14 protein-coding genes are annotated in these 22,871 nt (G+C 51.9%); 7 read left to right on the top strand and 7 right to left on the bottom strand.

Annotated features, from left to right (window positions below; all coding sequences use genetic code 11):
• Positions 1-12 precede the first annotated feature (12 nt).
• Positions 13-588 carry a Uma2 family endonuclease gene (locus QJQ48_RS10840; RefSeq protein ID WP_346291247.1) on the top strand — a complete coding sequence of 192 codons (576 nt, stop codon included), beginning with the start codon at positions 13-15 and terminating at the stop codon, positions 586-588.
• 83 nt (positions 589-671) lie between these two features.
• Here QJQ48_RS10840 and bchH read toward each other — a convergent pair whose 3' ends face one another.
• Both bchH and cobS read right to left on the bottom strand, forming a co-directional pair.
• Positions 672-4,586: a magnesium chelatase subunit H gene (gene bchH / locus QJQ48_RS10835; RefSeq protein WP_346291246.1), complete on the bottom strand. Its 3,915-nt coding sequence runs from the start codon at positions 4,584-4,586 to the stop codon at positions 672-674.
• A 43-nt stretch (positions 4,587-4,629) separates the two neighbouring features.
• Positions 4,630-5,376, bottom strand: a complete 747-nt coding sequence (cobS, locus tag QJQ48_RS10830; RefSeq protein ID WP_346291245.1) for an adenosylcobinamide-GDP ribazoletransferase — start codon at positions 5,374-5,376, stop codon at positions 4,630-4,632.
• Positions 5,377-5,840: 464 nt separating this feature from the next.
• Here cobS and QJQ48_RS10825 point away from each other — a divergent pair, with 464 nt between their 5' ends.
• The 3 genes from QJQ48_RS10825 (at position 5,841) to QJQ48_RS10815 (ending at position 7,735) form a co-directional block, all read left to right on the top strand.
• Positions 5,841-6,290, top strand: coding sequence for a hypothetical protein (locus QJQ48_RS10825; protein ID WP_346291244.1), 450 nt, complete (start codon positions 5,841-5,843; stop codon positions 6,288-6,290).
• 115 nt (positions 6,291-6,405) lie between these two features.
• Entirely contained in the window at positions 6,406-7,527 is a 1,122-nt protein-coding gene (tgt, locus tag QJQ48_RS10820; protein WP_346291243.1) for a tRNA guanosine(34) transglycosylase Tgt, read from the top strand.
• Between the two features lie 70 nt (positions 7,528-7,597).
• Positions 7,598-7,735 carry a photosystem II reaction center protein K gene (locus QJQ48_RS10815; protein WP_346291242.1) on the top strand — a complete coding sequence of 46 codons (138 nt, stop codon included), beginning with the start codon at positions 7,598-7,600 and terminating at the stop codon, positions 7,733-7,735.
• 225 nt (positions 7,736-7,960) lie between these two features.
• On the opposite strand, the gene QJQ48_RS10810 is transcribed toward QJQ48_RS10815, so the two are convergent.
• Positions 7,961-11,257, bottom strand: coding sequence for a bifunctional diguanylate cyclase/phosphodiesterase (locus QJQ48_RS10810; RefSeq protein WP_346291241.1), 3,297 nt, complete (start codon positions 11,255-11,257; stop codon positions 7,961-7,963).
• A 203-nt stretch (positions 11,258-11,460) separates the two neighbouring features.
• A complete protein-coding gene (locus tag QJQ48_RS10805; RefSeq protein ID WP_346291240.1) occupies positions 11,461-13,353 on the bottom strand; it encodes an ABC transporter ATP-binding protein in 1,893 nt (630 codons plus the stop codon).
• A 133-nt stretch (positions 13,354-13,486) separates the two neighbouring features.
• On the opposite strand from QJQ48_RS10805, the gene QJQ48_RS10800 reads away from it, so the two are divergent.
• Positions 13,487-14,527: a hemolysin family protein gene (locus QJQ48_RS10800; RefSeq protein ID WP_346291239.1), complete on the top strand. Its 1,041-nt coding sequence runs from the start codon at positions 13,487-13,489 to the stop codon at positions 14,525-14,527.
• A gap of 60 nt (positions 14,528-14,587) precedes the next feature.
• Here QJQ48_RS10800 and QJQ48_RS10795 read toward each other — a convergent pair whose 3' ends face one another.
• From QJQ48_RS10795 to gcvH, 3 genes are all read right to left on the bottom strand, one after another.
• On the bottom strand, positions 14,588-16,297 hold the full coding sequence (locus QJQ48_RS10795; RefSeq protein WP_346291238.1) for a putative bifunctional diguanylate cyclase/phosphodiesterase: 1,710 nt from the start codon (positions 16,295-16,297) through the stop codon (positions 14,588-14,590).
• A 1,062-nt stretch (positions 16,298-17,359) separates the two neighbouring features.
• The gene (gcvP, locus tag QJQ48_RS10790; protein ID WP_428843044.1) at positions 17,360-20,341 is read right to left on the bottom strand and encodes an aminomethyl-transferring glycine dehydrogenase; all 2,982 of its coding nucleotides are present in this window, start codon (positions 20,339-20,341) and stop codon (positions 17,360-17,362) included.
• Positions 20,342-20,483: 142 nt separating this feature from the next.
• Positions 20,484-20,876, bottom strand: a complete 393-nt coding sequence (gcvH, locus tag QJQ48_RS10785) for a glycine cleavage system protein GcvH (protein WP_346291237.1) — start codon at positions 20,874-20,876, stop codon at positions 20,484-20,486.
• Positions 20,877-20,890: 14 nt separating this feature from the next.
• Between gcvH and QJQ48_RS10780 the strand changes: the two genes are divergently transcribed.
• Positions 20,891-21,040: a hypothetical protein gene (locus QJQ48_RS10780; protein ID WP_346291236.1), complete on the top strand. Its 150-nt coding sequence runs from the start codon at positions 20,891-20,893 to the stop codon at positions 21,038-21,040.
• A gap of 224 nt (positions 21,041-21,264) precedes the next feature.
• Positions 21,265-22,860 carry a sodium/glutamate symporter gene (locus QJQ48_RS10775; RefSeq protein ID WP_346291235.1) on the top strand — a complete coding sequence of 532 codons (1,596 nt, stop codon included), beginning with the start codon at positions 21,265-21,267 and terminating at the stop codon, positions 22,858-22,860.
• Positions 22,861-22,871: the final 11 nt, after the last annotated feature.

Genomic DNA, 22,871 nt, shown 5'->3' with positions numbered 1-22,871 from the left:
CCGCAATCTCCCATGATTCAAGCTGCCGATCGCACCTACACCGCCATAGAATATCTAGAACTCGAAACCGCCTCAGCCGAACGCCATGAATTCTTGGACGGAGTCATTAAACTCATGACCGGCGGCACTCCCGATCACAACGGAATTGCCGGGAACCTTTTAGTTGCTCTCAAGCTTGCTCTGCGCGGCAAACCCTATCGTACCTTTGTGGCCGATCAGCGTCTTTGGATTCCCGCCTGCAACCTCTACACTTATCCCGACGTCATGGTGGTGCCCCAACCGCTCCAGTTTCAAACCGGACGCACTGACACCCTCACCAATCCCTGCTTCATCGCTGAAGTCCTGTCAAAATCCACTAAAGACTACGATCGCAGCGAAAAATTTCTTGCCTATCGCACCCTTCCCGCCTTCCAGGAATATCTGTTAATTGATCAATACACTGTTCACGTTGAGCACCACGTTAAAACCTCACCCAATCAGTGGTTACTATCGGAATACAGCTCACTGGATATAACCCTTACTTTCAAAAGTTGCGATTGCCAAATGAGTATTCGTGATCTGTACGAAGATACAAGCTTGAGTAATTAAGCTATTGATTCCTCTCATCGTCTCCCCGCGTCTCCCCTTCCCCGCATCTTGCCTCAGTCTCTATCGCAACCAATCCATCCCAGCTACACCTCAACCCCCTCCAGTTCTGAGTCCGCCATCTCGTAGAGATCTTGCAGCTTCTGCAGCTTCTCCTCATCCGCCTGCCAATAGCCTCGCCCCTGCGCCTCCAGCATCCGGCCCACAATGTTGCGAAACGCCTCCGGGTTCGCCTGCCGCAGCCGCGCCGCCATCTCGGCATCAAAGGCGTAAGTTTCTGCCGCTTGGTCATACACCCAGTTGTCCTGAAACCGTGTCGTTCCGGCCCAGCCAATCAGCGCCGTCATCCGCTGGGAGATTTCGTAGGCCCCGCCCGACCCTTGATCTGCCATCGCTTCGGCCCATTTGGGATTTAGCAGCTTGGTGCGATACTCCATCCGCAGCAGGTCATCTAGCCTGCGGGGCGTGCTGTCTTGGGAAAAACTCTCGACAAAGCTAGCAGTGACTTTTCGCCCCCGCTGCTGTTCTGCCGCCTGCTTCAGCGCGCCCGTATTGGCGTAATACTCTTGAATATCGGTTAGGCCATACTCTACCGAGTCAATTTCCTGCACAATCCGATCGGTACTTTGCAGCAGCGTCTTCAGCACTTCTGGGCGGGCTTGGCCCTTATCCTGACGGCCATAGCTAAAGGCATTGCGATCGTGCCAGGTTTGGCCCAGTTCCTCACTCGACTCCCAGCTCGAATCAACGACCCGATCGTTCACCAACGAGCCATAGTCGCCAGCCGGATTAGAGAACAGCCGCGCCGAGGCATTTTCAATTCCTTGGGCCTGCAGCTCCAAAGCATGTTTGCGAATGAAATTTTGCGCTACAGGTTCATCTGCTTCTGCCGCGCGGCGAAACAGATCGTCCAGCAGCTCCAAAATATTGACAAAGCTGTCGCGGAAAATGCCGGATAGGTTGGCCAACACGTCAATCCGGGGATGCCCCAGTTCGGCCAAAGGCTTCAGCTCATAGCGGACAATCCGCCCGGTACCTTCTTTAATTGGCTCGGCCCCCACCAGCTCTAACAAAATGCCGATAGACTCACCCCGCGTCTTGATCGCGTCTAAGCCCCAGAGCATAACGGCTACGGTTTCTGGGTAGGCATTGTCGTGTTCTGCCTGGTGCTGCTCGATTAGCTTGCGGGCGATCGCCTGTCCTCTGGCATAGGCGGCGGGGGAAGGCATCCGGTAAGGGTCGAGGGCGTGAATATTGCGGCCTGTGGGCAACACTCCTGGCCCGTCGCGCAGCAGGTCACCGCCGGGAGCAGGAGGAATGTACTCCCCGTTGAGGCCCCGCAGCAGATTGGTGAGCTCGTCTGGGGTTTGCAGCAGGCGATCGCAAATTTCAAAGGCTTCGCAGATTTTGGGCCGCAAAACCTGCTGTTTAAAGCTGTCGGCGGCCTGCCGGTAAAACTGCTTGAGAATCGATTCGGCGGCTGTTTGAATATCGGTTAACTCAGCTTTAACGGCGTGGTGGCTAATAGCCTGCAGCGCTTCTGGGGTCAGAGCCTCGCCAAAATAGGCGCTGAGATATTGCTCTAGGATCTCGGCACTGGGCGGTTCGCCCAAAACGTGTAGCCCGGATGAGAACAGGCGATTTTCCAGCACCTGCAAATACTCATAAAGCTGTACAAAGTAGCGGTTCAGTACCTCTTTGCTAAATAGGCGCGCATTTTCCGGCGTAAACTCAATGCCGAGCTGTTTAGCCTCTGGCAGCGGGCAGTCGGTGTGCAGGCCGCTGTCGGTAATTTTTTTCAAAATGGCGTCGAGCAGCAGCGCATTTTTCTGCGGATCTTCGCGGTACTCCTGAATCAGCTCCCGCAGCGCGGCCAATTCCTTGTACAGCTCGGCCCGACCATAGGGCGGTACGTTGTGAGAAATCAGCACGCCGTAGCCACGCCGCTTGGCTAAGATTGACTCTGAGGGATTATTAGCCGCATAGATATAGAGATTGGGCAGATTGCTCAGCAAAATGTCTGACCAGGAATAGCCCGTATTGCCCAAGGGTGATCCCGGTAGCCACTCCACGGTACCGTGCATACCGAAATGAACGATCGCATCGGCCTGAAAGTCATTTTGGAGCCACTTATAAAAAGCAGCGTACTGGGGATGGGGCGTCAGATCTCGCTCAAACATCAGCCGCATCGGATCCCCGGCAATTCCCAGGGGTGGCTGGACGCCAATCCAAACGTTACCCAACTGCACGCCGCCCAGCAGGTAGTCATCGCCAAAGGTTCTGATGCCCGTTTCGGTCAGGGACTGCCACTGATTCTTCACCCGGCTGGTGAGCAGATAGCCCAGCCACTTTTCTAGCTGCTGAGCGGGTACAGTGGTCATACCATGAGTCCCGTCAGGGCTAGGATAGGCTTCGTCAGCCGCTTTCACCTGCTGAATCAGGGCTTCACCGTCTTGGGGTAAATTGCCGACGTTATAGCCCTGAGCTTTGAGCGATCGCAGCAAATTTAGCAGCGACTTCGGCACGTTCAGCAGCGCCGCCGTCCCCGTTGCGCCGTAGCCCGGGGGAAAGCCGTAGAGAATAATCGCCACTTTGCGCTCAGCTGGGGACTTTTGCCGCAGCGTAATCCACTTTTTCAGCCGTCCGGTGAGGCGATCGCAGCGCTCTGGCACCAGATAGATTTTGTCGCCCACCAGTCCGCCCAGCGGCAGCGTATCAATCGCTCCGTCCAGCTCTGGCAGAGCGTACAGCACCACGCTCTGTAGCCCGCCAATGCCCTGCCGCGTCCAAGAGTGAATATCTTGAATCAGCAGCGGTGCTGCCACAAGATAGGGCACATTTTTAGCGGCTAAAATCCGCTTTGCCACCTCCACCTGTCGCCCGGCTTCCATTGACCCGGCAGGGCCGCCCACTAGCGGAAAGCCGATAGTAGAGACGATCGCATCTACCCGAACGGCCTCCGGTAAGAGAGAAGGGGTCTCTATTTGTCCTCGCGATCGCCGCGCCTGCTCGCTAGTTGTCGTCAGCCAGTCCCGCACTGCCACATGGCCTTCCACCCCGTTGATAAAAATCGGCAGGGGTTTAAGCCCAGCTGCCTCAAAGCGGCGAATGAGCTGAGGAATGTAAGGCTGCTGAGTGATGACGTGCTTGCGGTAGAGGAGGAGGGCAATGGTGGGAGAGGAGGGTGAAGGGATAGAGGGGGAGACGCGGGGACGCGGAGAGGGCGTAGTAGATAAGATGCTGCTTCTATCTCCCTTATCTTCCTCATCTCTCCTACCGTCCCTATCTCCCCCCTCTTCTCCACCGTCCCCGCATCCCCGCGTCCCCGCGTCCCCGTACCAGTTCAAATACGCCACTGGCGACTCAAAATACCCTTGATAGTCTGGATGCAGCAGCCCCATCGCCGGAATGTCGATCGCCGCCGGAATTTCACCCACTTCTAAGCTCAAATACTGCTGGGCCAGGTACCACAGCATTGCCGCCACGTTTTCCGTACCGCCCGCGTTCCAGTAGCCATAGACAATCAGCCAGTTGCGCAGGTCTTGAACTTTGCGGGCCGGGATATACTTCAGCAGCTTGGGGCCGACTTTCAAAAAGCTGAGGTAGCCCGCCAGCTTATCCTCTTCCTTGCCGCTGCCGAACTTGCTGAGGATGAACTGCACCGGCTTGGGCATGCCCCTGGGCTTAGCGCCGATGACAAACTTGCCAAGCTGGGTCAGCGCCATCAGCTCTAGGGCAGACTCGAATACCAGGCGAATGGGAATTTGCTGGACGCGATCGCGCAGCCAGAGCACCTGATCGTAGTCAAAAATGAGGCTGGCAAAGAAAACGTCAGCGCTGGCAAGGGCAGCGGCGACGGCCTCCGGCTGGGCAGTCAAATCGCGATCGCTAAAAACGTCTATCGTTAGCTGCGGGCAGCGCGATCGCGCTAGTTTTGCCGCCTGTCGGTAGAGATCGGCATTGAAAGACTCAAACCCGGCAATTAAGACAACCTGTGCCATAGAAGCGATTGAGAGATCTTTCTTTATCCTAGTGCTTGTTTTTCTAGCCGCGACTTAGCCAGCAGAGCAGCAGGGCTTCTGTCCACTCCACCACGGCCCCGTAGGTGTCGCCGGTGTGTCCGCCCAGCCTGTAGTTGAGCCAGGCCCCCGTCAGCAGAGCGATCGCTAAACCCGCCAAATGATTGGCCAGGATTTGCCAACCTAAGTCGGGGACGATCGCCCACTGTCCCAGTCCCAAAAGCGTTAGGGCTAGCAGTCCCGGCAACAAATCCCAGGGAAAACGGATGTGTTGCTTGTGGAACGCCCCCTTACCCGTGGGCTTGAGGTAGGGATAGAGGGCGATCGCTAAGACCTGTCCCCAGCGACCCCAGCCCGCTACTATCATCAAGGCTAGCCAGCGGTCTAAGGCGAGTTCACTGAGAGCCGCCACCTTTAAACCAATGAGCACCACCGCCGTCATCGCCCCAAAAGCACCAGTAACGCTGTCCGCCATCACCGTCAATCGTTTCCGAGGATCTTGAACGGCGAGGCCATCAGCCGTATCCATAGCCCCGTCAAGGTGCAGCCCACCTGTAAACGCGAGCCAAATAGCCACTACTAGGACGCTCCGAGTCAGCAGCGGCAGCCCTAGCTGCAAGAGGCCAAAATCTACCAGTCCTAAACCACCTCCTATCAGCAAACCAATCAGGGGGGCAAACCGAGCAATCCTCAAAAAATCTAGCGGCCAGTTTTGAGGCAGCGGCAGAGTCGTATAAAAGACAAGGGCGCCGCCTAGCTGCGCTAGTGCCAACTGCCCGGCAGACTTAAGCTTGCAGATCGTTAAACCTTGAATTCAGCACAGCCGCTAAGTAAGTAGGCGCAGTTGAACATGAGTAAATGTAGGTTGCGGTTGAGAAACGCTGGCGTAGCCTTACCTGAGGCCATAAACCAACACCCGCATGGGTTACGCTGTCGCTTTAGCACAGCTATGCCCGGAGAGCTTTACCCATCCTACAAATAATTTAGTCGCCTACTTAGCCCTTATTTAATAAGGATGATTAATCGGCTCACCAAAGTATAAAACTAGCTGGAGTTTCCGTGTTTTGGCTGAGTTCGACATCCCGCTAAAGTTGCCACAATTGACGTATCTCACTTAACAAAATTCTATTTAGAGGGGATCAAACGGCAAAATTCGATTATCGTGGATTTAGACCTGTTTACAGATTGTTGATCCTGAATGCCGAGTTCATTTAGCCGCCGCATTCTTACAAATTTATGAGCTACGACCCCATTGGCAACACAAGTTTACCTGCACCTTGTCTAGTAGACACAGGTGTAGTCGTTAACAAAATAGACATGCAGAGGTTACTCAATGACCTCGGTCGCGTCCGCTATATCTATCAGCACGACGAGCAAATCAGCGAAGGCGAAGGCTATGTCTTAGAAGTCTTCAACGATCCGCAGCAGTCTACTTTAGTTGCCAACCACACGCTTTATATCAACGTTCAAAGCTTTGACTACCTAGAACTCAGCCGTTCTGACGAACAGCAAGCTTGTCTTACGCTTGTCCAAGAAAGTCGCCGTTTTTGCTTGTTTCCCCTCTCCAACCCGCTACAGGAGCAAACAGCCCGCAGTCTCAATGCTGCGGCTTTAGAGGCGATGGTAGCAGAAGCGCTTTCAGCCAGTTGGGATGTCTGCATGGATGACGATAACTTTTCTACATAGAGTTTTTCCGGCTGCTCTCGACTTTAGGTTTGCGTTAATTTAATTCATCTGCAGGCTGTGCCCTTCCAGCGCAGCCTTTTGCTTTGTTACTCTGCAGCATTCGTTGTTTAGCCCTTTGTCAGCCTTGTTTTCATTTCACTGTCAGTCCTGCTGTTCTCACACACAAGCGCGAGCCGGCATTTTTTCAACCCCTCATGGTCCAGTGCATACGCCTCGCTTTATGCCCGTAGGCACGCTGGCAAATGTCAAAACGGTGACACCCGCACATCTGCAAGCAGCGGGAGCTGAAATGGTGTTGGCAAATACCTATCACCTACACCTGCAGCCGGGGGAAGATATTGTGGCGCGGGCTGGGGGGTTGCACAAGTTCATGGCTTGGTCGGGGCCGATTCTGACGGATTCTGGCGGATTTCAGGTTTTTAGCCTCAGCAAAATGCGCACCATTACCGATGAAGGCGTCACATTTCGATCGCCGCGTGATGGCCGGATGATCCATCTAACGCCGGAGCGCTCAATGGAGATTCAGAACCATTTGGGGGCCGATGTGATTATGGCTTTTGATGAGTGTCCTCCCTATCCGGCAGAAAAAGCGGCGGTGGCGGCAGCAACTGAGCGCACTCACCGCTGGCTAGAGCGCTGCGTTCAGGCTCATCAGCAACCGAATCAGGCTCTGTTTGGCATTGTTCAAGGCGGGGTGCATTTGGATTTGCGGCAGGCGTCAGCTCAGGCCATTACCACTTTTGACCTACCGGGCTACGCTATTGGCGGGGTCAGCGTAGGAGAACCGCCAGCGCTAATTGAGAAAATTGTGCAGGCAACGACGCCGCTGTTACCCCAGGATAAGCCCCGTTATTTGATGGGGGTGGGGACGTACCGAGAGATGGCTCAGGCGATCGCCGCTGGCATTGACCTGTTTGACTGTGTGATACCGACCCGGCTGGCTCGTCACGGAGCCGCCTTGGTGGCAGGCGATCGCTGGAACTTGAAAAACGCGCGCTTTCGAGAAGACTTTACGCCGCTAGATGCGGCTTGTCCTTGCTACACCTGTCAGAATTTTACCCGCGCTTATCTCTGCCACCTGATCCACGCCCACGAGATTTTGGCGTTTACGCTGCTGTCCATTCACAACATCACCGAGCTGATTCGCTTCACCCAGCGCATCCGCGCTGCCATTCTGAGCGATCGCTTTACGGAAGAATTTGCTCATTGGCTTCAGCCTGCAGCGGTAAATCCTTAAAGTTTCGGCCCGCAGTTCATGTTAAGATCTATCGCAATTATTAATCTTGTGTTGAAGAGGTCAGTCATCTATGGAAGCGGTTATGCTCTTGGCAAAGTTGCCTGAGGCTTATTCTCTGTTTGATCCCCTGGTGGATGTCCTACCTGTGATTCCGGTTTTCTTTCTACTTCTGGCTTTTGTCTGGCAGGCAGCCGTTGGCTTTAGATAGGCTGGCAATGTTGGGCTTGGCAGTCAAGCAAAGCATTTATTAAAAGCTAATAGAGAAAAGCACCCTCCTGCATTAGGTTCATCCCCTGATGCAGGGGTATTTTTTAGCGATCGCCAGTAAGCGAGAAATGTATTTCCTTTGCCATCACAAACCATGTCTACCCTAGCCCCGGACGGCATTGGGCTGCCTCGGTTATTTCTCTACTCTACTCAGCTGTTGGCTGGTTTAAGCTGCCGCCAAAACACCGGCTATTTTTTCCGTGGCAGCCTGGACCGTTAGCGGCGCATCGAATAGATAACCTTGCCCTAGTTCACAGCCAAATGCCTTGAGCTGTTCTAGCTGTTCTGGAGTTTCAATACCTTCGGCGATCGCATTCATGTCTAGCTGATCGGCTAGCGTAATTACGGTCTCAGCAATTTTCTGGTTTCTAGGGCTTTTAAACAAGTTGCTGACAAAAGAGCGATCGACTTTTAGGTTATTTGCCGGTAGCTGATGCAAATAGCTCAGGGATGAAAAACCCGTGCCAAAGTCATCAATGCTAATTTGCACTTCATAATCTTTAAGCTGTTGCAGTAGCCTGCCCATGGCTTCAACATTCTGCATCAGCATACTTTCGGTGATCTCTAAGGCTAAATTGCGGCCCGGTAAGCCTGTACTGGTCAGGACTTGATGAATTTCTTGAACTAGATTGGCTTCTCGTAGCTGCTTCACAGACAGGTTAACGCTGATTTTGAGCGAGGCAGCAAAGGGAAACTGAGTTTGCCAGGCGACCATTTGACGGCACGCTTCTCGCAAGATCCATTTGCCTAAAGGCACAATTAGATTTGTTTCTTCAGCAACGGGAATAAACTCAGTCGGAGAAACAATGCCTCGTGTGGGATGCTCCCACCGCACTAAAGCTTCAAAGCCGACTAGCTGTTCTGTGGCTAAGTTGACAATCGGCTGATATCTCAGGGAGAACTCCTGCTGTTTGATCGCTTGGCGCAGCATATTCTCCATTTGCAACTGCTTAATGGCGCGAATATGCATAGTGGGATTAAAAATCTCGTAGCAGTCTTTGCCCTGATCTTTCGCCCGGTACATAGCAATATCAGCATTGCGCAACAGATCTGAGCTGTCTACATAATCAGAGGAGCCAACAGCGATGCCAATGCTGGCGGAAATAGCGACTTCATTTTCCTCAATGACGGCAGGCGTTCTAATGGCTTTTAGCACGCGCTGAGCGATTTGAATGGCGTCTTGATAGCTATTAATTTCTTCCAGTAAGAGCACAAATTCGTCACCACCCAGCCTTGCGGCTAGATCTAGTGGTCGAGTAATTTCTTTAAGTCTCTCTGCTATGACTCGAAGCAACTGGTTGCCAGCCGCATGGCCTAGACTGTCGTTGACGGCCTTGAAGCGATCTAAATCGATGAACAGCACCGCAAACTTGAAGTTCGCATATCGCTGAATTCGCTTGAACGCCAGTTCAATGCGTTCTATCAGCATGTTGCGGTTGGGCAAGCCGGTTAGAACGTCATGCATAGCATCGTACTTGAGCCATTCTTGCAGGCGCTGCCGCTCTAGCTCTGCGGCTGCTCTCGTTGCAAAGACGTGTAGCAGGCTAGAATAGCGTTCTGGACGGGGCAGCTTTTGACTGGTGGCTATGCACAGGTGTCCCAGAACTTGGCCGGATGTGTTGGTCAAGCTTAGGCCGAAATAGGCATTTGCGCCTAAACGAGATAAAAGCGGGCTTTGAGGAAATTTTTCGGCAATCTTTTCGGTGCAGATATAGCTGCCTTCTGCTAAGACGCGATCGCAGGGATTACCTTTAATCGGATAAATTAAAGTTGGCTGTAGCTTACCGTTTGACCAATAGGCCAGGGTTTCAAGCTGCTGACCAACTTGCTCAGTAATGAGCACATGTTCAACCTCTAAAATTTCTGATAGGTACTGAACCAAGGTAGAGAAAAAGTTTTTGCCTAACGCCGCCGCCGTTCTTTCCGTCAGCGTTCTAAAAACTTCTTCAGAATGCTTTTGCTCAGTAACATCTCGTTTAATAACGACATAGCGATAGATTTGCCCTGTCTCGTCTCGAATCGGAAAAGAGCGATCTAAAATCCATCGAATAGAGCCGTCGGATTTTACAACTCGATACTCGTTACTAGAAAACGCTTTGCCCGCAAGTTCTGCCTGAAATTTCTGCGCAATCTGGCTTCGATCTTCTGCATGAACTGATGCCAACCAGCCCGTAGAGTCTTGATCTGCGTTATGAGCCAGGCTGCTAGAAATCCGTTTATAGCTGATATTGGCGTATAAGGTTTGTCCAGTATGAATAGCTTTCAGCAGCAGGGCATCATCGATATTTTCGACCACTTGCCGGAGCTGTTCTTCACCGCGACGCAGCGATCGCTCCATTTTTAGGCTGTGGTTTAGCTGTAGCTGCAGTTTCTGGTTCGTTTCTTTCAGCTTGGCTTCCCGCTCAGCTAAATCTGAGCCTAGCTGGCTTAACGCTTTTGCTAGCCTTGCAATTTCATTCGTCCCCAACAGATTGGGAATAAAGATATTTCGCTGCCCTTGGCGCATCTGGTCGGCTACCTGAGCCAGCTTGAGCATAGGCTTAGATACGCGAACCGCAATCAGCCAGCCCAGAGCAACAGTCCAGATTCCCAATAAAACCCCGCTCCCCAAGATTCGCTGGCGCAGTTGGTAAGCGGGGGCAAAAGCCGTGCTGGCTTGCTGCCGGACTAAGATAATCCAGCGTAAGCCTGGAAAGTCCGGGTTACCCAGACTCTGGGCATAACCTGTTAGGTAAACGCTAGCGTTAGGCCAAGGTTCAACTTGATAACCACTTTGCTGCGCCTGAACCAAAGCAATGCTTTTGAGATCGAGGTCTGTTTCTTCCCAATTCTCAGGGCTTAAAAGCACCTGCCCCGTCTCGCTGAGAATAAACAGCTCTTTGCCCTGGGCGTGGGGAGAATTGAGCAAAGATTCTTTGAGTTTTTCAGCCCATTGCCAGTTTAAGTGCGCGCCCAAGACGCCCTGTAGTTCGCCCGACGGACTTAGAACCGGGGCAGCTACATCTACAAAGCGCAGAGGCTCAGAATCAGAGTTAGGCAGTAGTTTAGCTAAAAGCTGGGCTTCGTGAACATCTCCTAAATAGGGTTGAATTTGTCCTTGCTGAAACCAGGGGCGTTCAGCGACGCTTTGCCCTTGTAATAGACCCTGAGTGCTGGCTTGAACGGTGCCTTGTTGATCAGTGAAGCCTATCCAGGAATAGTCGGGATAGCTACCTTGCAGTGTTTCTAGAAGGGCTTGTTGCTCAGATGAGGACGCTTCTGGCCGACGAAAGGGCGCCAATCCGGCGATCACCTGAATTTCTCGATAGCGCTCAAATAAGACTTGGTCTAGTTCCCGCGACATGCTGTGAGCCAAATATTGCAGCTCTTGTCCCACATCTCGCTTAATTTGCGCTTGGGCTAGTTGACCCGTAACAATGCCGAGTAGGAGTGTGAACAGTAACGTGACGGCACCAAAGGCCAAACCAAGCTGAATGCCAAGGTTAAACCTTGACCACCTAAAAGAAGTTAGGAACACCAGCTTTTTAGTTTTAAATTTTCAGGAAGCCTACCCAGTATTCCCGTAAAAATATGTCAAGCAGATGTATTAAATCACAGGCAAACTGTGATTCTGGTCACAGACTTTTGGGGCTTAGACACCTGTGACCGGTAAGATATGAGCGCAGCTCAGCCGCTCACTAGCGATCGCCCGCTTTGAATTTCTTTGATCCGTTCTAGATTGCCAAGGGGAATGGAAGAAATTAGCTTCTGCGTGTAAGCTTCTTGGGGCTGGCGGTAGATTTTTTCAGCCGAACCCAGCTCTTCGATTTTGCCCTGATTCATCACCATGATCCGATCGCTCATGAATTTCACCACTGCCAGATCGTGGGAGATGAAAATGTAGGTGAGGTTAAATTCAGCCTGCAGCTCTTTCAGCAGGTTGAGCACCTGAGCCTGTACGGACACATCCAGGGCTGAAACCGACTCGTCGCAAATGATGAATCTAGGATTGAGCGCTAGGGCACGGGCAATGCAAACCCGCTGCCGCTGACCGCCTGAGAACTCATGGGGAAAGCGATTCATGCAGTCTGAGGGCAGTCCTACCCGTTCTAAAAGGTAGGCAACCCGCTCGCGCTGGTTGCGCTTGCTTTTGATGACGCCGTGAATTTTCAGCGGCTCGGCGATCGCCGCACCAATGCTGATACGCGGATCTAGAGAGCTGAACGGATCTTGAAAAATAATCTGCATGTCGCGCCGTAGCTGCCGCAGCTGCTTGGCGCTGAGGTCATAGATGTTGCGGCCATCAAACAGCACTCGCCCCTGCATGGGCTTAATCAGGTGCAGCAGCGCTCGCCCTAGCGTGGTTTTGCCACAGCCTGATTCTCCCACTAGGCCAAAGGTTTCTCCCCGGTAAACCTCAAAGGAAACGCCGTTGACCGCCATCACATAGCGCTGGGTTTGACCAAAGATGCCGCGAATGGGATAGCCTACCCGCAGATCCTGCACCGTCAGCAAGGGGCCTTCCTTTTCTAGACGCGCTAGGCGATCGCCCATTTCGCCTGCCTCCATCTGAGCATTCTGGTTAAGGGCCTGAGTCACCTCAAGCGGCTTAGACTTAATTTTGAGATCGCCTGTTTCAGTCTGCTCCACCTCCATAAAGTCGGAAACAGTGGGCAAAAAGCGGAGTTGTTGGTCAGGGCGAGGCCGACAGGCCAGCAGTCCCTTAGTGTAGGGATGCTGGGGATTAGAGAAAATTTCCCACACCGAGCCAGCTTCTAGAATCTGGCCCTGATACATGACGATTACCTGATCGGCAATTTCGGCAATCAGGCCCAAGTCGTGGGTAATGAAAATCAGCGACATGCCCCGGCGATCGCGCAGCTCCCGCAGCAGATCGATAATCGTGGCCTGCACGGTGACATCTAGAGCCGTTGTGGGTTCATCAGCAATCAGCACTGAGGGATTACAGGCGATCGCCATCGCAATCATCACCCGCTGGAGCTGGCCGCCAGAGAGCTCATGGGGATAGCGATTGAGCAGGGTGCGCTGGCGACGCTCTATTTCTTGAGAAATCTGGTGATTACTCAGATTACCCTGCTGTTTCAGGCTTTGGCGCAGCTCCTCGTCACTGGGCAAAAGCTTGACTTCTTGCAAGCGGGCGATCGCCTGCTGCTGGGCCTCAGCTTTGGAAATATCCTGGTGCTGCCGAATTGCCTCTATGAGCTGAAAACCACAGGTATAGACCGGATTTAGGGAACTCATCGGCTCTTGAAAAATCATCGAGACCTGACCGCCTCGATAGCGCTGCATCTGTGATTCTGGTAGGCTTTTTAGATCGACGGCTGCCGCTGCATCAGGGTGAAACCAGATTTCGCCGCTGACAACCTTGCCGGGGGGATTGGGCACCAGTCCCATCACGGCTAGGGAGGTTACTGACTTGCCAGAACCAGATTCGCCCACGATCCCTAAGGTTTGACCCCGGTTAACCTGAAAAGAAATGTCATCGACGGCGGTAATTACCTGGTCATCAGATTGAAATTGGACTTTGAGGTTGCGAACGTCTAAAACAGGTTCACTCATTGAGAAAAGATAAAAGCGCTGATTGAAAGTCGTACAGTGGAGTTAGCAGAATCATAGCAGTGCCTCACCCTGACGAATGTTCATTTTGTGCTGACTGACAAGATTAGCTGCTAACTAACGAATAGCCTTTATTATGCTGCAACTTGCGATCGCGGTTTTAATCGTCATCATTGGATCTGCTCTCTGTTCTGGGACTGAAACCGCTCTCCTTTCCATTTCAATTCTCAAAGCTCGACAAATTGCTCAGTCTAGGAAGCCCGCTGCTACGGCGTTGCTAGCCATCCGCGAAAAGGTCAACCGACCAATTGCAACTATTGTGATTCTCAACAATATTTTCAATATTGTTGGCAGCATTGTTATCGGCAGCATGGCAAGCAGCGTTTTGGGAGACACCCTACTAGGGATTTTCTCAGGAATGCTTACCTTTACGATCATCATCTTTGCCGAAATTGTGCCTAAAACCATCGGTGAACGCTATGCCGAGCCAATTGGCTTAACGGTAGCTCTGCCCGTACGCTGGCTCACCTGGCTCTTTTCGCCACTGGTTTGGCTGCTAGAGCATATCACTGCGCCCATTACGCAGGGCAGCCAGCGCCCCATCACCAACGAAGCAGAAATCAAGCTGCTGGCTAAACTGGGTCTGCAGGCAGGCGTGATTGAAGATGACGAAGCCGACATGATTCAGCGAGTCTTTCGGCTCAACGATTTGACAGCAGAGCATCTGATGACGCCCCGCGTTGCGCTCACCTATATTCCGGGAGATCAGGCCCTAGCTAGTCTTAAGCAAGACATTATTGCTTCGCAGCATTCCCGCATTTTAGTTATTGAATCAGATATTGACCATGTAATTGGGGTGGCGCTGAAGTATGAGCTTTTGACCGCGCTCGTGCAGGGGCAAGGCGAGCAGTCAGCGGCTAGACTGGCGCGTCCGGCTCATTTTGTGCCTGAGGTTGAGCGGGCCGATCGTTTGCTCAAGACCTTTCAGGCGAACCGAGAGCATCTGATGGTCGTAGTCGATGAGTATGGAGGGGTCTCCGGCGTCGTCACTTTAGAAGATGTGCTAGAGGTGCTGACGGGCGAAATTGTCGATGAAACCGATCGGAGCGTCGATCTGCAGGCGATCGCCCGTCAGCGCCGCAAGCGACTGTTGCAAACAAGAGGATTCACCAAATAGGATTAAAGCTAATTTCTGCGACGTCGCGGTTTTGCGAGAAGAGCTGCACTGCACTCGCTTTTAGGACGCCTCAGCAAGCAGCATTTTTTCAAAGCTACTGGCCATTAAAGGAGGGCTGAAAAGATAGCCTTGAATGGCTTCACAGCTATTTTTTCTTAAAAAGGCCAGTTCTTCAGGCGTTTCTACGCCTTCAGCAATAGTTGAGAGATTTAGGCTGTGGGCCATTTGAATAATGGCTTTGACAATAGCCATATTGCCAGAATTACTGTTAATATTGCGAACAAAGCACTGATCAATTTTCAAGGTGTCAAAGGGAAATCGTTGCAGATAGCTTAGAGAAGAATATCCTGTACCAAAGTCGTCTACTGCTACGTTGATTCCCAGCTCTTTGAGCTGATGTAGAGTCTTCAGTGTCAGATCAATGTCTTTAACTAAGAGACTCTCTGTTAGCTCTATATCTAAAAAATATGGGTCGAGATCATTTTCCCCCAGAAACTGGCAAATTTTGCTTACAAGGTCGGGCTGCTTGAACTGCTGAGCCGAGAGATTGATGGCAATTGTAATTGGCTTGAGCTTCTGTGACTGCCACTGCTTGAGCTGAGCACAAACGGTACTTAAAACCCACTCCCCAATTGGCACAATGAGATTGCTTTCTTCGGCGACTGGAATGAACTGGGCTGGGGAAACCATGCCCAACTCTGGATTGTGCCAGCGCAACAGGGCTTCTGCGCCAATGATATGCCCTGACCTTAGATCGACCTGGGGCTGATAGTGAATGGTAAATTCGTCTTTTTCAAGCGCATATTTGAGATAGTCAACTAAAGAAAACGGAGTCGATAGCAAGCTGGAGTAATTTGAGCCATTTTGGCCGGCCTCGACGGTTGAATTAGCTGTCTGAGCAATTGCCGACTCAGCTTGACGTACCAAAGCCTCTAAGCCATCGCTTTCCTGCGTGTGAGCCGCCAGTCCAACCAGTATCTCAATTGAGATGTGATGATTGTTGATGTCATAGGGCTTCTTTAACTCTGCTAGCAGCTTTTCAGCTAACTGCTGAGCCTGCTGCTGATTATCTAATAGAACGCTGAATAGATCCGCTTCGATATGGCTTACAGATTGAATATTGAATTTTGAGGCTTGACAGCAGCTCTGAATCCTAAAAGCAATATCTTTCAGCAGCAAGCCGCTAAAAGTCTGCCCTAAACTGGTGCGAATTGCATTAAATTCGCGAATGTGAAAGATGATGAGAGCCAGGGAACCGTGTTGATCTTGGCTCTGCAACTGGGTGAAATCTTTCTGCAGCGCCAGCCAGTTGGGCAGATCGGTAATGGCATGGTGATGCATGGCATAGTCTAGCTGATTCTTGGCCGCTGTTACCTGCTCGCTGTAGTGCTGAACCAAGGACGCTTGCTTTTCCAAACGTGCCACTACGGCTCGCAGCAGTTCAGATGGCTCAAAGGGCTTAGTTAGATAGTCGTCTGCGCCCAACTCCATCCCACGGCGCATATCAGCGCGATCGCTGCGAGCCGTGAGAAAGATAAGAGGCACGAGGGCCGTTTCAGGCTGCTGGCGCAGGGCGGCTAAAACTTCAAATCCGTCTAGCTCCGGCATCATAAGGTCACAGATGATGATGGCCGGTTGTTCTTGCTTGGCAACCTGTATGCCTGCCCTACCATCGTTTGCCGTAATTACAGCAAAATCATTGAGTTCGAGAATTTCCTGAATATTGGCCCGAACCTGAGGTTCATCTTCTATGACTAAAATTCTTTTCATTGCCCAAATTCAATAAGCACGGCGGTAATTACGCAGTCAATCTGTCAAGGGATTAGAGTAGATGAAACTCAGCGAACAGGTTGTCATTATTAAAGCTCATCTTGGAGAAAAACATTGCTGTCAGTCGTCAATCTAGTTATCCGGAGCGCAGCCAATCTATCTATGTGAGTGCATCTGACGGGACCGAGTAACAGTAGGCTTTTGCTGTCGGTCGCCGCTCTAACGGGTTCTAAAAGTGCACTCCCTCACATCCTGACTTAGGAGAGGCTTTACCCATTAGTCAATCGATAGCCGTTCGTAGAGTGAGCATCAAGCCTTAACATCTATCCTGATTACATTAACTCTAAGCTCCTGCACTGTGCAATTTGACCCATATTTTCGTACACCTAAGCTTTGTCCTTAATCATAAGAATTTCAAATCACGGAGATCTTTGATGTCAGAAGATTAGATCTAAAGGAGCAGAACAGATAAACTGATTTTGCGCAACATCTGTACTCACCTCATACAGAGTGCCCATTTAAATAAGTTTTTTGATCAAAGCCTCTCTTTTTTCTGCAGAGAGATAAATATTTTGATTGATTAAAAGCTTTACGGCATAACCTAGGCAATAGCCTATGGAAAGAATTGAATAATGACGATACCAATAAAATTGAGAGTTGAAAAAACGAAAAAACAGTAGCAGATTTTCTAAAATAGCTGATTTGATTTTATCTTATTTATATTGCCAGAGACGTTTTCTAGCCAACAAAAATATTGGTTAGCCTGGCAAAGAACAGAGCCTTGAAAATATAAATATGCGAAGTTCTCACATAGCATTGATTTAAGTTTTGCTCAGTCCCTTTTAACGGGTTTGCGAGTCAATCAGCTAGAATCAATAATTGCCTATTTCTAGCTGATTAATTAATTCAAAAAGAGGACAGCCTGTTAGCGCTGCTAAGTCGGCGGACCTAATCATTTTTAGGACAGGGTAGCGACAGCGTAACCCAGGCGGGTGTCGGCTTATTGCCTCAGACAAGGTTACGCCAACGTGCCTCAACCGCAACTTACATTTACTCATGTTTTTATGCGTCGGTGTAAGCTTCTAGCGGCGGACAGGCACAGACTAGATTGCGATCGCCGTAAGCCTGATCAATACGGTTCACCGCAGGCCAAAACTTATGCGCCCGCGTCCAGGCAGTGGGATAGACCGCAGCTTCACGGGAATAAGGCCGGTGCCACTCCGGCGCTACTAAGTCGGCAACCGTGTGAGGAGCCTGTTTGAGGACGTTGTTGTCTTGATCCACCTCGCCCAGTTCAACGGCGCGGATTTCCTGACGGATGGCAATCATGGCATCGCAGAAGCGATCGAGTTCGGCCTTTGACTCGCTCTCGGTGGGTTCAACCATAATGGTTCCAGCGACGGGCCAGGACATGGTTGGCGGATGGAAGCCATAGTCGATTAGGCGTTTGGCAATATCGTCGACACCGAGTCCGGCAGATTTACGAAATCCGCGCAGGTCAATAATGCATTCATGGGCTACCCGACCTTGCTGCCCTCTGTAGAGAATTTCGTAGTGGTCAGATAGGCGATGGGCCATGTAGTTAGCGTTGAGAATGGCAACTTCGGTGGCTCGCTTCAGGCCACTAGCGCCCATCATGACAATATACATCCAGGAAATGGGCAGGATGCTGGCGCTGCCCCAGGGAGCCGCCGCGATCGCCCCAATCCGCTGTTCTCCTGCCAGAGCGGCTGTCAAACTGTGTCCCGGCAGAAACGGCAGCAAATGTTCCTGGACGCCGATTGGCCCTACACCGGGGCCGCCGCCGCCGTGGGGAATGCAAAAGGTTTTATGCAGATTTAGGTGGCAAACATCCGCGCCAAAGTCCGCTGGCCGACAAAGTCCAACCTGAGCGTTCATGTTGGCCCCATCCATATAGACCTGACCGCCGTGGGTATGGACAATCTGACAAATTTCGCGGATAGCCGTTTCAAAGACGCCGTGAGTAGAGGGATAGGTCACCATCAGGGCCGCTAGCTGGTCAGCGTGTTTCTCGGCTTTGGCCTGCAAATCAGCAACGTCGATGTTGCCGTCTTCGTCACAGGCGACCGTCACTACCTTCATGCCCGCCATGACTGCGCTAGCCGGATTGGTGCCGTGGGCCGAGGTGGGAATTAGGCAAATATGGCGATGGGCCTGATTGCGGTGCTGATGATACTGACGGATAACCAGCAGACCAGCATATTCCCCCTGCGAGCCAGCATTGGGCTGTAGGGAAATGCCCGCAAAGCCAGTAATCTCAGCCAGCCAGTCAGAGAGCTGCTGAAACAGAATTTGATAGCCCTGGGTCTGGTCTATGGGGGCAAAAGGATGAATCTGACTGAGTTCCGGCCAGCTAACCGGCAGCATTTCAGCCGTGGCATTCAGCTTCATGGTGCAGGAACCGAGGGGAATCATGGCGGTGGTCAGAGACAGGTCGCGTCCCTGCAGCCGATGCAGGTAGCGCAGCATCTCTGTTTCCGAATGGTACTGGTTAAAGACAGGATGAGTCAGGTAGTTGCTGGTACGCGGTTGGAGAATTTGGAGTTGAGCTTGAGCATACAGATCGGCGACAGCCGGTAGCTGTATCCCTGAAAGATTGAAAATATCTAACAGGTCTTGCAGGTCTGGCAGCGTGACGGTTTCGTCTAAAGCAATGCCTAATGTTTGCCGGTCGAGAATACGGAGATTGACCTGACGAGCGATCGCCCGTTTGAGGATTTCTGGCTGGGCCTCGCCCACATCAATCCGTAAAGTATCAAAATAGGCAGCTTCGCCTAGACCATAGCCGAGCTTTTCTAGTCCCGTCGCCAGCGCCACTGTAGAGCGGTGTACGCGGCTGGCAATCTGCCTCAACCCTTGGGGGCCATGATAGACCGCGTACATACTTGCCATAATTGCCAACAGCACCTGGGCCGTGCAGATATTGCTAGTAGCGGAATCTCGCCGGATATGCTGCTCACGGGTCTGCAGGGCCAATCGCAGAGCTGGCTGATCATAAATATCTTTTGAGAGGCCCACCAGCCGCCCCGGCAGCTTGCGGGCATAGTCTTCATGGGCAGCGAAGTAGGCGGCATGGGGGCCGCCGTAGCCCAGAGGCACCCCAAATCGCTGGCTGTTGCCGATAGCGACATCGGCTCCCAGTTCCCCAGGAGGCGTCAGCAGCGTCAGGCTGAGCAAGTCAGCGGCGACAATCGCCAAGGCTCCGGCGGCATGGGCTTTTTGAATAAAGTGGGTATAGTCATAAACGGCCCCATCGCTGGCCGGATACTGCAGCAGCACCCCGAAGACGGGCCGATCAAACTCAAATGTCTGGTGGTCGCCGACAATCACCTCAATCCCCAGCGGCAAGGCCCGCGTTTTAATGACTTCAATCGTTTGAGGATGACAGTCAGCCGCGACCCAAAAGGTTTTGCTCTTCTTCTTTTTCTGTAACCCGTAAACCATGCTCATGGCCTCGGCGGCGGCGGTGCCCTCGTCTAGCAACGAGGCGTTTGCCAGAGGCAGTGCAGTCAGATCGGCCACCATCGTTTGAAAGTTGAGCAGGGCTTCTAGCCGTCCCTGAGCAATTTCTGGCTGATAGGGCGTGTACTGGGTGTACCAGCCGGGATTTTCCAGCACGTTGCGCTGAATGACGGCTGGGGTGATGCAGTTGTGGTAGCCCAGGCCAATAAAAGAGCGAAAGACCTGATTTTGCTGGGCGATCGCTTTTAGCTTGGCGAGGGCTGCCTGCTCGCTCAGCCCCGGTGCTAGCTGGAGCGGTTGTTGGAGGCGAATATCTGCCGGAATCGCTGCCGTCATCAAAGCGTCTAGGGAGTCATAACCCAAGGCTGCTAGCATCTGATCAATTTCGGCAGGGCGGGGGCCGAGATGGCGGTTGACAAAGTCTGACTCGTGAGACGGCAGCATTGCTCCGGCTGCGAAATCAGTTTGCCCATTAAGAGAATTGGCGGCTGAAGCGGTAGCAGGGCTAGTAGCTGACTGATTGAGCGCGGCTGTGCTGTGGTCAAATCGAGATTTTTGCATGTACTTCTGAGGGCTGGAAACAACGGCGATCGCAATGGGGCAAAAAGTCAAAACCCATCAGTTAGCAAACCGATGGATCGAAAATTTACTTATTTCAATTGTATTAACTCTGTCAAATCTAGTGGAAGCACGCCAAAGTCGGTTAGATGCCCTCAACTTGATCCTGATACTCTTCCGCACTCATAGCGTCTTCCAAATCTTCTAAATCGTCCATCTTGACCTTCAGCATCCAGGCGTCGCCGTAGGGATCGTCGGCAATCTGCTCCGGAGAATCTATCAAGACATCGTTACGCTCTAGCACTTCTCCCGTCACGGGTGCCTTCAAATCCTCGACTGCCTTGACCGACTCGATTGTGCCAAAGTTTTCTCCTTTTTCAATCGTGTCGCCCACCTCAGGCAGCTCTAAAAACACCACATCGCCTAACTGATCGACAGCAAAGGCCGTAATGCCGATAACGGCGACGCCATCTTCATCGACCCGAACATATTCGTGGGTATCTGCATATTTTAAGTCTGCTGGATATTCAAAAGCCATACCCTTTCCTCTCCGTGCTGCTGGCTAGATTTACCAAGGTAGAACACTCATCAGAGCAACTATATCGGCAAAGCTGTCTGCTGCGTAAGCCCCAAAAGCCTTTTTATGCCACTGAAGCGGCGATCGCTGAGAAAGAGAGTGTCAGTTCTGATACGGCTGGTTAATTGACTAGCCCCTAATATCTCTCTAGGTTGAAGTGAACCTGATCTGTTGAAACAGGTTGAGGACGGACGGTTGATCGTCTTAGATATATTGCACTTGGTTTAGCTGCAGCGATCGAGGCTGCTCTTTAGCCTTAAGCTGCTCGGTCATATTTATGAGTGCCTGTGAATCGCTGCTCTCTGGAGAGACTTGTCTAGGCGGGCACTGATTACCGATTGGAGGAAAGATGTCAAACCGGAATTGGGAGCGATCGCCAGTTAGGCTTTTGAGCACTGTTGTTCTCTGGGCAGTTGTGCTAGTGCTAGGACCCGCCGCCTTGGTAGCGCGGGCGCAGGCCGAAAGCGAAAGTCCTGGCTACAATTTTCAGGACGTGTTCTTTGCCTTTATTGTTCTAGGATTCTTGATTTTGGTCGGGCGCTGGATTCGTCAGCGCGTTGGCCTGCTACAGGCTTTATTTTTACCCAGCTCAATTGTGGCAGGGGTCGTTGCCTTGCTGTTAGGCCCAGGGGTTTTGGGGGCGATCGCGGCTATGGCTTTTGGGGAAACAGGCTTTTTGGCAAATGGGCTTTTCCCCCAGCCTATTTTAGCGGTGTGGTCCGAAATTCCGGGCGTTTTTATCAACATCGTTTTTGCCACCATCTTTTTAGGAGAGTTTATTCCACCCCCAGCAGAAATTTGGCGAAGGGCCTCGCCGCAGGTAGCCTTTGGTCAATCTTTGGCTTGGGGGCAATATGTGGTGGGTTTGTTGCTGGCCATCTTGGTTTTGGGGCCGATTTTTGGCCTGCCCCCTGTGGCTGGAACTTTAATTGAAATTGGTTTTGAAGGGGGTCACGGTACGGCAGCCGGGATGGCAGAGGTCTTTGGGGAAATTGGCTTTGAGGCTGGCCCTGATCTGGCAATCGGGATGGCAACAATCGGCATCGTCAGCGGCATTTTGGCCGGGGTACTGCTGGCTAACTGGGGGCGACAGCGGGGCTATATTCCTCATGGTCGAGATCTTAATATCGCAGCGGACGCTCAAGAACGGGTGCCGGTTGAACACGAAAGTCCTGAAATGAGGGAGCGGCGGCGACGTCATCTCAATAGTTTGTTAGTTGATCCCCTCTCTCTCCAGTTTGGCTTTGTCGGCGTGGCGATCGCCATTGGCTGGCTAATCTTGCAGCTATTAGCTCTAATCGAAGCGCTCACCTGGAACCGGGGCGGCGAAGGATTAGAGATTATGGGAGCGATTCCTCTATTCCCGATGGCTTTAGTTGGCGGCATCATTGTGCAGCTCTTATTGAAGCGATTCAACTATCAGTATCTCGTTAACCGTCAGCTCATGGTTCGCATTGGCGGCGTGGCTTTAGACGCTACGATTGTTGCGGCCTTAGCCTCGATTAGCTTGGCGATTATTGCTCGCAATTTTGGCGCTTTTGCGGTCCTAGCGATCGCGGGTATTGCCTGGAACGTTTTGTTTTTCGTCTACTTTGCCCCTCGAATTATTCCAACTTACTGGTTTGAGCGGGGGCTAGGTGATATGGGGCAGTCAATGGGCGTGACGGCTACGGGAATTTTGCTGATGCGCATGGTTGATCCAAGCGATCGCTCAGGCGCTCTTGAAAGTTTTGGCTATAAGCAGCTATTTTTTGAGCCGATTGTGGGCGGCGGCTTGTTTACCGGGGCTGCACCTCTGCTGATCAATCGCTTTGGCGCTTTTCCGATATTGCTGCTGACGAGCGGATTACTGGCTTTCTGGCTCATCTTTGGCTTCTGGAACTACAAGAAAATTAGCCAGTCCATAGCCAGACAGAGAGAGATTGAGCCGGTGGCCGCTGAGTAGTTTGGCTTTGC

This window comes from Sphaerothrix gracilis Ecp01, from assembly GCF_030405905.1.
Lineage (GTDB): Bacteria > Cyanobacteriota > Cyanobacteriia > Phormidesmidales > Phormidesmidaceae > Sphaerothrix > Sphaerothrix gracilis.
Note: the sequence above shows the minus strand (reverse complement) of the source record. Positions and strands in the feature narration are given on the sequence as shown.

Coding starts and splice junctions, on each gene's coding strand:
- QJQ48_RS10840 (WP_346291247.1), top strand. CDS start 13: ATGATTCAAGCTGCCGATCGCACCTACACCGCCATAGAATATCTAGAA.
- bchH (WP_346291246.1), bottom strand. CDS start 4,586: ATGGCACAGGTTGTCTTAATTGCCGGGTTTGAGTCTTTCAATGCCGAT.
- QJQ48_RS10825 (WP_346291244.1), top strand. CDS start 5,841: ATGAGCTACGACCCCATTGGCAACACAAGTTTACCTGCACCTTGTCTA.
- QJQ48_RS10815 (WP_346291242.1), top strand. CDS start 7,598: ATGGAAGCGGTTATGCTCTTGGCAAAGTTGCCTGAGGCTTATTCTCTG.
- QJQ48_RS10805 (WP_346291240.1), bottom strand. CDS start 13,353: ATGAGTGAACCTGTTTTAGACGTTCGCAACCTCAAAGTCCAATTTCAA.
- QJQ48_RS10800 (WP_346291239.1), top strand. CDS start 13,487: ATGCTGCAACTTGCGATCGCGGTTTTAATCGTCATCATTGGATCTGCT.
- QJQ48_RS10795 (WP_346291238.1), bottom strand. CDS start 16,297: ATGAAAAGAATTTTAGTCATAGAAGATGAACCTCAGGTTCGGGCCAAT.
- gcvP (WP_428843044.1), bottom strand. CDS start 20,341: ATGCAAAAATCTCGATTTGACCACAGCACAGCCGCGCTCAATCAGTCA.
- gcvH (WP_346291237.1), bottom strand. CDS start 20,876: ATGGCTTTTGAATATCCAGCAGACTTAAAATATGCAGATACCCACGAA.
- QJQ48_RS10775 (WP_346291235.1), top strand. CDS start 21,265: ATGTCAAACCGGAATTGGGAGCGATCGCCAGTTAGGCTTTTGAGCACT.